The sequence below is a fragment of the Segatella copri genome (assembly GCF_009494395.1).
Lineage (GTDB): Bacteria > Bacteroidota > Bacteroidia > Bacteroidales > Bacteroidaceae > Prevotella.
In genome coordinates, this window is the sequence record NZ_VZCB01000079.1 from 1 (window position 1) to 13,430 (window position 13,430).

The following is a 13,430-nucleotide window of genomic DNA, read 5'->3' on the forward strand; positions in this document are numbered from 1 at the left end:
CGTTCTCTTTTCCACAAGCACATCGAAAGCCTTTTGGATGGAAAGCAACAACTGCTCGATGTCCTTGTTGGTTTCCACGGCTTCCTTGCTCTTGCCCTCCAATCGGCTGGCACGAGGATTCCAAAGCGATGGAGTGCAAGACAACTTGCAGGAGAACTGCGCCATAGTCCTGTTCACCGTGATGCGTCCCATGATGGGAGCTTTTCCGTTCTTGTCCAATCCGCTCTTTTTTAGGTAGAGCAACACCTTGAATTTTTCGATTTTCATAACGCTTACATTTTGAGTGTGCAAATATAATCATTTTGTAAGCGTTCCTTGATACGCAAAACATTGAGAATCAGCGCAATAAAATCCGTTGATACACAAAGTTGCCTTTCCGCATTGTTACCTGCTTTGCATAGGTAACTGTGGCTCACGATTTAGTAACTGAACTACTTCAATATTCCTCACTCGCTTGCTTTATGCCGATTTGGCAACTTTGTGCAAATCTGCTCATTCCCAACTGTTTACGTTCCAACCTCTCTTATTCTCCTTTGGCTGCTTTAGAGCTTTATGTTAAAAATACTAACTCATAGTTTCTTCCCTCCCAACTCTATGAGTTGACCATCAGGAAACATAGAGTAAGCACGAAAGAGGGGCAGGGTTAACAGGGTTAACAGTTAACACCCCAAAAATGCATACCCCCACCCCTACACATATAAAAATAAGTATATATATATTTATTATTATATAAGGTACGCGAGGGGGAGGTAGGAAAAAACAGCTGTTAACTGTTAACTCTGTTAACCTCCTCCTCTATTTATAAGAAAAAAGCACTCCAAGAAGCGAAAACTCCTCAAAGTGCTCTGAACGAAATATTATCTCTTATTGGTTTTTACTCAATAACTACGGTTGTCCAACCGTGCTTGTCCTCGATGGTACCATACTGGATTCCACGGAGGGTATCATAGAGGTGCTTAGAGATAGGACCTGGCTTCTCACCGAAGTTGTAGCGCTTGCCAGTATCCAAATCATCAATGTAACTGATAGGACTGATTACGGCAGCTGTACCGCATGCACCAGCCTCCTCGAATGAATCCAGCTCATCCTCAGGAATCTGACGGCGCTCAACCTTCATACCGAGATCCTCAGCCAACTGCATCAAGCTCTTGTTGGTGATAGAAGGGAGGATAGAGGTACTCTTAGGAGTAACGTATGTATTGTTCTTGATACCGAAGAAGTTGGCAGCTCCACACTCATCCATGTATTTCTTCTCCTTGGCGTCGAGATAGAACTCGCAGGCATAACCCTTCTCGTGGGCAATATTGTTGGCTCTGAGGGAAGCAGCATAGTTTCCACCTACCTTATAAATACCTGTTCCGAGAGGAGCAGAGCGGTCGAAATCGCGGATGATGACGTATGGGTTGGTAGAGAATCCACCCTTGAAGTATGGACCCACTGGAGTTACGAAGATGAGGAAGCAATACTCCTTAGAAGGATGCACGCCCACCTGAGCACTTGTACCGATGAGCAGCGGACGGATATAGAGCGTAGCACCGCTCTCATAGGTAGGAATCCACTCCTGGTTGAGGCGGACCACCTTCTTCACCATTTCCTCGAACATTTCTGTAGGCACCTCTGGCATCAGAATGCCGCGACATGTGCTCTGCAAGCGCTTAGCGTTCTCGTCCATACGGAACACGCGCACCTTGCCGTCTGGGCAACGATAAGCCTTCAAGCCCTCGAAAGCCTCCTGACCATAGTGCAAGCAGGTTGCAGCCATGTGCAATTTCAAATACTCATCAGAGCAAACTTCTATTTCGCCCCATTTGCCGTCGCGATAGTAACAGCGAACATTGTAGTCAGTCTGGCGATAGCCAAATGACAAATTAGACCAATCTAAGTCTTTCATAACATCTATATTTTTAATGTTCTACTAATATTTTGAATGCAAAAGTACAAAATATTCTATTAATCTGCAACTATTTTGCAATCTTTTTAGTGAAAACGTTATCATTTTATTCATTTCTGCCATATTAAGGCATAATTTTACCAAATTTATGGGCTATTTTATTCTTGCGCCGGTCCTTTTAGCGGATTACAAATCCGCCGAAACTGGTGAGAGGGGAAATCAATCTTCGCTAAGGAGCTTCTTGATTTCCTCATCGGTCTTGGTGAGTTTGTCCTTGCAGAGTTTCACCAGGGTCTTGGCACGCTTCAACTGCTCGGAGAGCTGGTCGATATCGAGCTCATCATTCTCCATTCTTTCTACAATCTGCTCAAGCTCTCTTACAGCTTGCTCATATTTCATTTCTTCTTTTGCCATAATTTTATTTTGTTTGGAGTTAACAGGTTAACAGTTAACAGTGGATATTTTGCACTTCCGACTTCACATTGCCCTCGGCGAACCTCGTTTCGATGATGTCACCAGGCTTCAGCTGCGAGGCAGAACGGACACTCTTGCCATCTTTCAGCGTGATGCTGTAGCCACGTTTCAGCAACAACTCGGGATCCTGCGCCTGAATGCGCTGCTGAAGGAGCTGCAGGCGATGGCTCTCGTTGAGCATTTTCCGTTCCAATACCGGCTGGATGTTCTGCGAGAGAATCTCCAACTTGCGCTGGGCATTCGATACTTTCGACTGGACATTCGAGCTGAGCCGACTCATCAGACGGTCGAGATAAGCCCCCTGCCGCGTCTTTACCAGCGAGAACTGAACCGGAATGGTGTTGCTCAACCTTTCAAGTCTCATCTTCTCCACCTGCAGCCGGTGCTTCACGTTCTGCACGATAGCCTCCTGCGCATTCATCACCCGGGCATAGACCTCGGTAAGATGATTGATGAGGAAGGCAGCGGCAGCCGTAGGCGTCTTCACACGCTGGAAGGAAATCATATCAAGCACACTCTCATCCCTCTCATGTCCGATTCCCGTGATGATAGGGAGCGGAAAATTCGCCACATTCTCGGCAAGCGCCAAAGTATCGAAACCGGAAAGATCGCTGGTGGCTCCTCCACCACGGATGATGACCACACAGTCGAACTCCTCCCATTCGGCATTGATGCTATCAAGGGCGGCGATGACGCTCTGCTCCACTCCCTCTCCCTGCATTGTGGCAGGAAAGAGACGGGTAGAGAACTGCAAGCCATAGTCATTATCGGCAAGCTGATTGCAGAAATCGCCATATCCGGCAGCCGTGGCACTCGAAATGACGGCTATGCGCTGGCAGAACATCGGGAGAACCAGCTCCTTCTGGAGTTCGAAGACGCCTTCTTCCTTCAGCGTATTGATGATTTCCAACCGCTTGCGCGCCATATCTCCCATCGTATAGTTGGGGTCGATGTCGTCTACAATCCATGAGAAGCCGTAGTTCTCATGAAACTGGGCATGAACCTTGAGCAGCACCTTCATGCCAGCATGGATGCGCTGTCCGGTGACGCGTTCGAAGTTCGGCTTGATGAGCATCCATCGGTTTCGCCAGCAGGCGGCGTGCGCCTTGGCTATCGGCGTATTGGAGCGCTCGTCCTTTTCGATGAGCTCCAGATAGCAGTGCCCACCATAGCCCTCGCGAGCCTCAGAGAGTTCCGCTTCCACCCAATAGCTGTCGGGCAAGGACATCGAAATGATTTCGCTGACTATCGAGTTTAATTCATAGAGAGACAATCTTTGCTTCATACTCTTATATTTTTGGCACTGAATTATTTTTTGGGGCACGGTAATTTTTTAGGCACGGGATTTTTTTTTAGGCACGGATTACACGGATTACACGGATTTTTTATCAGAGGACAAGGGCGCGAGCCTCCGTGTAATCCGTGTAATCCGTGCCTTATTCTTTCTTCTCCGTGCCTTATTCTTTTTCTCCGTGCCTACTTAATCGCTTTCCCCGTTTGATAAGCTTTCCAGAAATCAGGAACACCGTAGCCGAAGACATTATCGGGATGCTGCTGGTTGTTGCCAGCCAATTTCACGAGCTTGATAATCTGCTTGGCTGTCTTGTGGGGGAGCGCCTGCCAGAGACAAGCCACCATGCCCGCAATCAGCGGCGAGGAGAACGAAGTACCGTTATCATTGATGATGCTTCCCCTGCCCGTAATTACCGCAGTAGGACTACCATACGCCATCACATCAGGCTTGATTCTTCCGTCAGCCGTAGGTCCTACGGCACTGAAAGCCGCATTCACACCCATTTCGTTGATGCTTCCTACGGTAAGAATATCCTTTGCATCGGCTGGGAAATTAATCTTCTTCCAACTGCCCATACCGTCGTTTCCGGCAGAGTTGACGCAGACGATTCCCTTGTCGGCACACATCGAAGCCGAACGCGAGATAAGAGCCGTATTTCCATCCTGCTCATAATAATGATGATTCATCTTCGCATCATCAAAACCATGATAACCCAGGGAGGAATTGATAATATCCACACCGCAGCTGTCAGCATATTCCGCAGCCTCAGCCCAGTAATCCTCCTCGGCAAGACTCTCCGTGCGCTCGTCCTCGCAACGCACCAGCAGATACTGCGCATCCGGAGCCACACCGATATAAACTTCAGGCAGATTGGCAGCCATCGTAGAGAGGACCATCGTTCCATGCTCCATCTCTGCGAAGACATTCTTGGATTCAGGCACCACGAAATCACGGATGCCTGCCAGATGAATGCCATGAAGCGCCGGAATCTTATCCACATTCATGAATCCACCGTCAAAGACAGCTATCATCAAGCCCTTGCCCCGATAGGCATTGGCATGGAGTTTCTCGCCATTCAGGGCTTTCAGCTGATCCTTTGCCGCACCATATTCGCCGGAGCCATCGCTCGTCCAGTCGTTATTTCCCTTTCTAACGGAGGAACGTACACGCTGGGTAACGGAATCGGGCGCTTCAAAGACCTTCCGGGTCTGGGTGATGAAATCCAATCCCTCCAGTTTCCGCAGTTCCTTCTCCTTGTGGATGCGGACCAGCAGAGTATTGTTCCACTTGCTCTTGCCCACAATCTCAATGCCCGCATCGCTCACGGCCTTGAGATAGGCAGGAGCTACGGGCAGGTCGGTCACGTCGACGGGAAGCCCCTGACGCTTGCGGCGCTCTATGGAACGGGAAGAGAGAAACTCCTCCGGACGCTCTACGGAATAAGGCGTATTCATCAGATCCTTATCCTTGAGATAGAGACGATACATCATGCACTTGCCACCAGGGAAAGACACCATATCAGTCTCCGTGATGCGAGGCAATCGCATCAGTTGCTCAAAATTTGTAACCCTGTCATCGTGAGCCAGCAACGAAAGGGTGGTCATTAAGAATGCATAAAGCATTAAATATTTTTTCATCATTATAGGTCAATCCGGCATGATTCGCCGGTCGTCATTGTTTATTGTTATTGTTTATTCTAAAGTGCAAAAGTACAGAAATTGTACGAAAACGCCAAAAGAAAAAAGAAGTTTTTGTGGAGAAAGCAAGATTTTCTTCATATATATAATAAGGTATCAGATATTTTTTGTAATTTTGCAGACAAGTAGGCGACGCAGTTGCTTTCTGAAAGCAGCAGGCGATTGCCTATGAGGAAAAAACAGATATAAATGGAAAATAAACAAGCGACATTAGAATTAGGTACAAAGCCGGTGGGCAAGCTGCTCGTTCAGTACGCCCTGCCAGCGATGATTGCGATGACCGCCTCCTCGCTCTACAACATCGTAGACCGTGTATTCATCGGTCAGGGTGTGGGAGCCATGGCCATCTCAGGACTTGCCATCACCTTCCCCTTCATGAACCTCACCGCCGCCTTCGGAGCCGGTGTGGGCGTAGGAGCGTCTACTGCCATCAGCGTGAAGTTGGGACAAAAGGATTATGCCACAGCGCAGAACATTCTGGGTAACACGATTTCACTGAATCTCATCATCGGTATCGGACTGAGCATCATCTGTCTGCTCTTCCTCGACCCTATCCTGAGATTCTTCGGAGCCAGCGACCAGACGCTCACCTATGCGCATGAGTATATGGTCATCATTCTGCTGGGCAATGTAGTGAGCCACATGTATTTCGGCATGAACTCCCTGCTCCGAGTGGCGAGCAAGCCGAAGCAGGCGATGTACGCCACCATCTTCACGGTGGTAATGAACGTGATATTGGATGCGCTCTTCATCCTCGTCTTCAAATGGGGAATACAGGGAGCCGCCATCGCCACCATCCTTTCGCAGCTGATGGCACTGTGCTGGCAGTTCAAGCTCTTCAGCAACAAGAACGAGCTGCTCCACATGAAGAAAGGCATCTATAAACTGAAGAGAAAGCTCGTGGACAAAATCCTTTCCATCGGCATTTCGCCTTTCCTGATGAACGTGTGCGCCTGCATCATCGTCATCTTCATCAACAACCAGCTGGTGAAATTCGGAGGCGACCTCTCCGTGGGTGCCTATGGAATAGCCAACGGTATTGCGATGGTGTTCATCATGTTCGTGTTTGGTATTAACCAGGGAATGCAGCCTATTGCCGGCTACAACTATGGCGCCCAGAAGCTGGACCGTCTGATGCGCGTCTTGAACCTGAGCATCATTGCTGCCACCGCCATCATGGTGGTAGGCTGGCTGATAGCGATGTTCCTGCCTTACTACTGCGCAAGACTGTTCACTACTGATAAAACACTGATAGACCTAGGCATCAAGGCAATCAGAGTGGTTATGTTCTGCTTCCCGGTCATCGGTTTCCAGATGGTTATCACCAACTTCTTCCAATGCATCGGAAAGGTGAAGATCAGCATCTTCCTCTCCTTGTCGAGACAGTTGCTCATTCTCCTGCCGCTTCTGGCTTTTCTGCCGATGTTCTGGGGCATTGACGGTGTATGGTGCAGCATGCCTATCTCCGACTTCTCGGCAGCCCTCATTGCCGGAGTCGTGATGGTTTGGTACATGAACAAGTTGAAAAGACAACATAAAGAAAACATGAAAGTTAGTGATTAGTTATTAGTTATTAGTGATTAACGGCTTTACTAATCATAAAGTTCAATGTTCAAATTTCAAAGTTCAAAGTTAAAGAGTTCAAAGTAATGGAAAAGATTATCATAAACGTAGGTCGCCAGATAGGAAGCGGCGGCCATATCATCGCCGAGAAGCTGGCGAAAGAATTCGGTTGCAAATGCTACGACCGTGAGCTGCTGAACCTGGCAGCCAAGGAGAGCGGATTCTCCGAGAAATTCTTCGAGCAGAACGATGAGCAGAAGGGATTCTTCAAGTCTCTCTTCCATTCTCATCTGCCTTTCCTGAGCGACAGCAACTTTTATCACAACGACTTCTCGCAGGAAGGCTTATATAAATTCCAGAGCGACGCCATCAAGAAGGCTGCCGACCAGGGCAACTGCGTTTTCGTAGGCAGAACCGCCGATTATGTGCTGCGTGACTACAAGAATGTGATCAATATCTTCATCACAGCCAACATCGACGACCGCATCAAGGCAGTTTGCAAGCGAAAGGACATCGACAGAGCCTCCGCTCGCAAGTTTATCGAAAGCCACGAGGAGCAGCGAGCCTCTTACTACGATTACTATACAGGCAAGAAGTGGGGACACAGCGAAAGCTACGACCTCTGCATCAACAGCAGCCATCTGGGAATCGAAGAGACAGCCAAGTTTATCGCAGAATTCATCAGAAAGAAGTTCGGACTTAGTGATTAATTATTAGTGATTAGTGATTAATTATTAGGGACATAAAACATTAAACATCATATAAATGAAGAAGATTATGCTTTTGGGCTCAGGCGAACTGGGCAAAGAGTTTACCATCGCCGCAAAGCGAGCAGGACAGTACGTCATCGCTTGCGACAAGTATGACAATGCACCAGCCATGCAGGTAGCCGACGAGCGAGAAGTGTTCTCAATGCTCGATGGCGACGCATTGACCGCAGTGGTAGAGAAACATCACCCAGACATCATCGTGCCTGAGATTGAAGCTATCCGCACCGAGCGACTCTTCGACTTCGAGAAGGAGGGCATTCAGATTGTACCTTCTGCCCGCGCCGTGAACTACACCATGAACCGCCGTGCCATCCGCGACCTGGCTGCCAAGGAACTGGGTCTGCGCACAGCCAAGTATTTCTACGCAAAGACCTTCGAGGAGTTCAAGAACGCTGCTGATGAGATTGGTTTTCCATGCGTAGTGAAGCCTCTGATGAGTTCAAGCGGTCATGGACAGAGCTATGTTCACAACGACGATGAGCTGAAGGAGGCTTACAAGGAGGCGATGGAGGAAGGTCGTGGCGACGTGAAGGAAGTGATTATCGAAGAATTCATCGACTTCGATTCTGAGTTCACCCTCCTCACCGTAACCCAGAAGGATGGTCCTACCCTCTTCTGCCCACCTATCGGCCATGTACAGAAAGGCGGTGACTACCGAGAGAGCTGGCAGCCATTCCAGATTCCTGAGGAAGCTTTGAAGAAGGCTGAGCACATCGCAGGCGAAGTGACCAAGGCTTTGACCGGTGCCGGTCTCTGGGGCGTAGAGTTCTTCCTGAGCAAGCAGGGAGAGGTTATCTTCTCTGAGCTGAGTCCTCGTCCACACGATACAGGTATGGTTACTCTCGGTCACACTACCAATCTGAGCGAGTTTGAGCTCCACTTCCGTGCCGTGATGGGCTTGCCTATCGCAGGAATCCACCTGGAGCACGTAGGCTGTTCTGCCGTCATCCTCTCTCCTGAGGAAAGTACAGAGCCATTGAACTACAACATGCTCGATGCCCTGAAGGAAGACCACACCCGCATCCGCATCTTCGGTAAGCCTGAGGCTCACGTGGGTCGCCGCATGGGTGTCGTTCTCTGCTACGGCGAAAAGGGCGATGACCTCAACCAGCTCCGCGACAAGGCAAAGCGCCTGGCAAAGACCGTATTGGGTACCGACCCATATATGAAGAAATAAACAATACATATAATATATAATAGGTACAGGAAATGGGGAAACTTCTGTTTTCTGTATCTATTATTCCCTTAGACGAATGAAAGAAATCGGAAAAATCATCGATCTACCCCTGGAAACAACTTCTACCGGTGATTTCGTATCTATTGACGACAAGAAGCAACAGATTCCCTTCCGGGTGAAACGGGCCTACTGGATATATGGAGTGCCTCAGGGAGAAAACCGGGGTGGACATGCTCACAAGCAGCTCCGACAGGTAATCATTGCTGCCAAAGGCTCCTTTACGGTCAATCTGGACGATGGACACGAGAAGAAGCAATACCATCTGACCAGTCCCGACCAAGGCTTGTTTCTGGATACGGAAATCTGGCGCACCCTCGACAACTTCTCACCAGGAGCTGTCTGCCTTGTACTCGCCTCAGAGCCTTACGATGCCGATGATTATCTATATGAATACGAAGAGTTCCTGGATTACATCTCTTCCCGAAAGAGATAATCCAAGAATCCTATTTAATCCACTACAGGAATGATAACTGTCAAAAGATACACCCCAGAAAACCATCAGACTTGGAATGAATTCGTAAAGCAATCCCGACAGGGAACCTTCCTGTTTGATAGAAACTATATGGATTATCATCAGGACCGATTTCACGACCATTCCCTGATGATTTATTATAAGGACAAGCTCTATGCCCTGCTGCCAGCCAACGAGGTGGTTTCTGATTCCGGCAATAAGGTGGTTTCTGATTCTGACATTGAGATTTCTCTAAAAGAACTGGTTTCCCATCAGGGACTTACGTATGGCGGTCTGCTCACCTGCAACAAGATGACAGCAGCGCTTACCTGCGAAACCTTCGAAGCCATCGGAAACTATCTGAAGCAGGAAGGCTTTTCGAAACTCACCTATAAGGCAATCCCTTGGATTTATCACAAGATTCCATCCGAGGAAGATCTCTATGCCCTTATCCACACAGGCAAGGCTAGCCTCAGCACCAGGGAAATATCCACCACCATTCCGCTGCATAACAAGCTCAGATTCTCTGAACAGAGAAGAAGAGGAATCAGAAAGGCAAAGAGAAACCAGCTCATCATCAGACAAAGTACCCCCGAAGATGTACTTGCCTTCTGGAACATCCTCAACAACAATCTGCAGCAGAAATATCATACCCGCCCCGTACACAGCAACGAGGAACTGCAGCTCCTGATGAGCCGTTTTCCGGAAAACATCATCGGCTATTCTGTTCTCAAGGACGAGGAAGTCATTGCAGGAACCATCCTCTTCATTACTCCACAAGTAATACACACCCAATACATCGGTGCTTCAGAAAAGGGGAAGGAAGAGGGAGCCCTGGACCTGCTCTTCGATTACATCATCAACCAGAAGAAATGGAACGCCCCATTCATCGACTTCGGTAAATCGACCGAAGACAGAGGAAACTACCTCAACGCCAACCTCATCCACCAGAAGGAAGGTTTCGGAGGAAGAGGAGTGGTTTATGATACGTATGAATGGAGATTATAAGAAAATATAAATCCCGAAATTCCACATCAGGAACTTCGGGATTTATCTATAGAGTTAACAGGTTAACAGTTAACACCTGTTTTTTTTATACTAACACAACTGTTACACCTCTAGCAGCCTGCGCACCCATAACCAATGCCTGCTCAATATCGGCAGTCTTGGAAGGACCACTGATGAAAGTACCGAAATTATACTTCGGATCCATCTCAATACGGGCATAAGCCTCATGCATATTGTTCACAATCTTGGATTTTTCGAGGAAAATCACAAGATATTCAGAGATGAAAAGCACCGCTTTCTCCTTCATGGTCTGAGGAATCCAGACGCAACCGTTCTCAGCCACGCCCACTTCACCACGAACAATACCCACATCGGTACCATTCAGGTCGTTAGCCTCAGCCACGGTATCAGGATTCTTCTGCGCGATGGTAATCTCAGGCAGATGAGAAGCAAAGACCTTGGCTTCCGGATAAGCCTTCTTCACAAGCTCATCCAGGCTCTCGCCTTCCTTCGCCTCTATCACGTGTCCACCCACAGACTCAGTCATCTCAATAAACTGCTTCAAGGTATCCTCATACTGGATTCCCTTGACATCTACGGCAGGCATATCGAATTGAACGTGCGTATTCTTACGCAACTTGTTCAGGAAAACTTCTTTATTCATTGAACTTTGAAATATTTACTTTGAACTTTGAGCTTTGAACTTTGAACTTTATGATCAGTAAAGCCGTTAATCATTAATAACTAATCATTAATCACTTAAATCACTTCACCTTTCCTTCTTTCCAAAGCTGATGGAAACTCTTCTTTGCAAACTCAGGCATGGCGTGACCGATGCCCCAGGCATTCCAATTGCTGAAGTGCGTGCAGCACTCAGGAACCAGATTAACGAGTGGTGCAAACTTCAAGGCTGTGGTGTAGAGCGCAGGACGGTCGAAGAGATACTTCATACCGTTCGACATCGCTCTCTTCACAGGATCTGCCTTGCCCAACTTCTCCAGACTCTGGCGCCATACATAAATCTGCGAACCAGGACCTACCTTGGAAGGGCAGACATTGTCGCAAGACAAGCACAAGGTGCAGGCTGAAACATTGTCGCTGTACTTCTGAGGATTCTTCAGCATACCCAGGTTCACACCGATAGGACCCGGAATGAAATAGGTGTAACTGTAACCGCCCGAACGGCGATAAACCGGACAGGTGTTCATGCAGGCTCCACAGCGCATGCACTTCAAGGTCTGCCAGTGGTCCTTATCGGCAAGAATGTCGCTTCTGCCGTTATCCACCAATACCACATGCATCTCAGCACCCGGACGAGCCTGACGGAAATGAGAAGTATAGGTAGTGGTAGGCTGACCTGTTCCACAGCGGCAGAGCAGGCGCTGGAATACAGCCAATGACTTATAATCAGGAACCAGCTTCTCGATACCCATCGCTACGATGTGGAGCTTAGGCATGGAAGTGGTCATATCGGCATTACCCTCGTTGGTGCAGACCACACAATCGCCGGTGGCAGCCACACCAAAGTTGCAGCCGGTCATACCTGCTCCAGCTTCCATAAACTGGTCGCGGAGATGATGACGGGCACAGCGGGTCAGGTAAGTAGGATCGTAGTTTCCGATTTCCTTGGAGATTCCCTTCTCCTCGAACATCTGTCCCACTTCCTCACGCTTCAGGTGGATGGCAGGCATCACGATATGGCTAGGCTTCTGACCCAGAAGCTGGATGATGCGCTCACCCAGGTCGGTCTCCACCACGTCAATACCATGCTTCTCCAGATAAGGATTCATCTCGCACTCCTCGGTGAGCATCGACTTCGACTTCACCATCTTCTTCACGTTATGATCCTTCAGGATACCGAGCACAATCTCGTTGAACTCCTGTGCATCCTTTGCCCAGTGCACCTTCACCCCACGGCTCTCCAGGTTCTTGGAAAACATATCGAGGTAATCGGCAAGATGGGTGATGGTGTGCATCTTGATTTCAGACGCATGCTCGCGGAGATCTTCCCACTCAGGAAGTTCCTGTGCCATCTTATCTCTCTTCTGACGAACAGACCAGAAGGTAGCATCGTGCCAGGTGGTCTTCTCTACGTTCTGCGTAAACTTCGCAGCTCTTTTGGAATGTTCTGTACTCATAGTCCTGCAGCTAAAATTTGAACAACATGGATAAACTTAATCGGCATCTTCTCCTTCTTGGCAATACCAGCCATGTGCATCAGGCAGGAAGAATCCGGTCCGGTAACATATTCGGCACCCGTAGCCATGTGACGCTTGATCTTGTCCTCGCCCATACGGGTAGAAACGGCAGGCTCCTCGATAGAGAACATACCACCGAATCCGCAGCACTCATCCTTGCGCTCCGGTTCGTGAACGGTAATACCTTCCACCATATTCAACAGGTCGATAATCTTATTGAATGGCTTGATGTGTCGCTCAGAAGGAGACGACAATCCAAGCTCGCGCACACCATGGCAACTGTTGTGCACACTGACCTCATGCGGGAATTTGCCAGGCACATGATCAACCTTCAGTACATCGTGAAGGAACTCCACAACGTCCATAATCTTTTTAGAGGAAACACACTCGTGCTTACCCTCAAGAATCTTAGGGTAATACACCTTCACGTAAGCGGCACATGATGCAGAAGGAGCTACGATGTAATCGTAATCCTTGAACAGTTCATCAAATGTCTCAATGACCTTCTCCGACTTGTCCTGAAAACCAGCGTTTGCCATTGGCTGACCGCAGCAAGTCTGTTTTTCGGGATAACCCACGTCCAGTCCGTAATGCTTGAGCAACTTGTATGTAGCCACACCCGCTTCAGGGTATAAGGCATCTACATAGCAAGGGACGAATAATCCGACTTTCATTGTTGTATATTTATCTTGTTTGCTATTTTTTATTCTTTTTCTACATGACTAAAAGCCGCTGCAAAAGTAACAAAATAATTGCAAAAATACGACATTCTAGAGAAGAAATAATAATAATTGATGTTATTTAACTGTAAAGATTTGCAGAAAATTTGGAATAATCAAATAAATAG

General features: G+C 48.1%; 13 protein-coding genes. 5 read left to right on the forward strand and 8 right to left on the reverse strand.

The window, feature by feature from the left end; translation table 11 throughout:
• The 5 genes from F7D73_RS09590 to F7D73_RS09610 all read right to left on the reverse strand — a co-directional run.
• On the reverse strand, positions 1-267 hold a 267-nt coding region (locus F7D73_RS09590), incomplete at its 3' end, for an Arm DNA-binding domain-containing protein (RefSeq protein WP_262884882.1).
• A 607-nt stretch (positions 268-874) separates the two neighbouring features.
• Complete coding sequence (locus F7D73_RS09595; RefSeq protein ID WP_153124234.1) at positions 875-1,891, reverse strand: branched-chain amino acid aminotransferase; 1,017 nt, start codon at positions 1,889-1,891, stop codon at positions 875-877.
• 219 nt (positions 1,892-2,110) lie between these two features.
• Complete coding sequence (gene xseB / locus F7D73_RS09600) at positions 2,111-2,305, reverse strand: exodeoxyribonuclease VII small subunit (protein WP_089544660.1); 195 nt, start codon at positions 2,303-2,305, stop codon at positions 2,111-2,113.
• A 34-nt stretch (positions 2,306-2,339) separates the two neighbouring features.
• A complete protein-coding gene (gene xseA / locus F7D73_RS09605; protein ID WP_153124236.1) occupies positions 2,340-3,650 on the reverse strand; it encodes an exodeoxyribonuclease VII large subunit in 1,311 nt (436 codons plus the stop codon).
• Between the two features lie 191 nt (positions 3,651-3,841).
• Positions 3,842-5,299 carry a S8 family peptidase gene (locus F7D73_RS09610; RefSeq protein WP_437182312.1) on the reverse strand — a complete coding sequence of 486 codons (1,458 nt, stop codon included), beginning with the start codon at positions 5,297-5,299 and terminating at the stop codon, positions 3,842-3,844.
• A 246-nt stretch (positions 5,300-5,545) separates the two neighbouring features.
• Here F7D73_RS09610 and F7D73_RS09615 point away from each other — a divergent pair, with 246 nt between their 5' ends.
• From F7D73_RS09615 to F7D73_RS09635, 5 genes are all read left to right on the forward strand, one after another.
• Positions 5,546-6,919 carry an MATE family efflux transporter gene (locus tag F7D73_RS09615; protein WP_153124240.1) on the forward strand — a complete coding sequence of 458 codons (1,374 nt, stop codon included), beginning with the start codon at positions 5,546-5,548 and terminating at the stop codon, positions 6,917-6,919.
• A gap of 86 nt (positions 6,920-7,005) precedes the next feature.
• The gene (locus F7D73_RS09620; protein ID WP_153124241.1) at positions 7,006-7,629 is read left to right on the forward strand and encodes an AAA family ATPase; all 624 of its coding nucleotides are present in this window, start codon (positions 7,006-7,008) and stop codon (positions 7,627-7,629) included.
• Between the two features lie 55 nt (positions 7,630-7,684).
• A complete protein-coding gene (purT, locus tag F7D73_RS09625; RefSeq protein ID WP_153124244.1) occupies positions 7,685-8,866 on the forward strand; it encodes a formate-dependent phosphoribosylglycinamide formyltransferase in 1,182 nt (393 codons plus the stop codon).
• Positions 8,867-8,942: 76 nt separating this feature from the next.
• On the forward strand, positions 8,943-9,359 hold the full coding sequence (locus F7D73_RS09630) for a sugar 3,4-ketoisomerase (protein WP_153124246.1): 417 nt from the start codon (positions 8,943-8,945) through the stop codon (positions 9,357-9,359).
• A gap of 30 nt (positions 9,360-9,389) precedes the next feature.
• Positions 9,390-10,385: a GNAT family N-acetyltransferase gene (locus F7D73_RS09635; protein ID WP_153124248.1), complete on the forward strand. Its 996-nt coding sequence runs from the start codon at positions 9,390-9,392 to the stop codon at positions 10,383-10,385.
• Positions 10,386-10,470: 85 nt separating this feature from the next.
• On the opposite strand, the gene F7D73_RS09640 is transcribed toward F7D73_RS09635, so the two are convergent.
• From F7D73_RS09640 to F7D73_RS09650, 3 genes are all read right to left on the reverse strand, one after another.
• Positions 10,471-11,049 carry a LutC/YkgG family protein gene (locus F7D73_RS09640; protein WP_153124250.1) on the reverse strand — a complete coding sequence of 193 codons (579 nt, stop codon included), beginning with the start codon at positions 11,047-11,049 and terminating at the stop codon, positions 10,471-10,473.
• 100 nt (positions 11,050-11,149) lie between these two features.
• The gene (locus F7D73_RS09645; protein ID WP_153124252.1) at positions 11,150-12,523 is read right to left on the reverse strand and encodes a lactate utilization protein B; all 1,374 of its coding nucleotides are present in this window, start codon (positions 12,521-12,523) and stop codon (positions 11,150-11,152) included.
• Complete coding sequence (locus F7D73_RS09650) at positions 12,520-13,257, reverse strand: (Fe-S)-binding protein (RefSeq protein ID WP_153124254.1); 738 nt, start codon at positions 13,255-13,257, stop codon at positions 12,520-12,522. Before F7D73_RS09650 ends, F7D73_RS09645 begins: the two co-directional genes overlap by 4 nt.
• Positions 13,258-13,430: the final 173 nt, after the last annotated feature.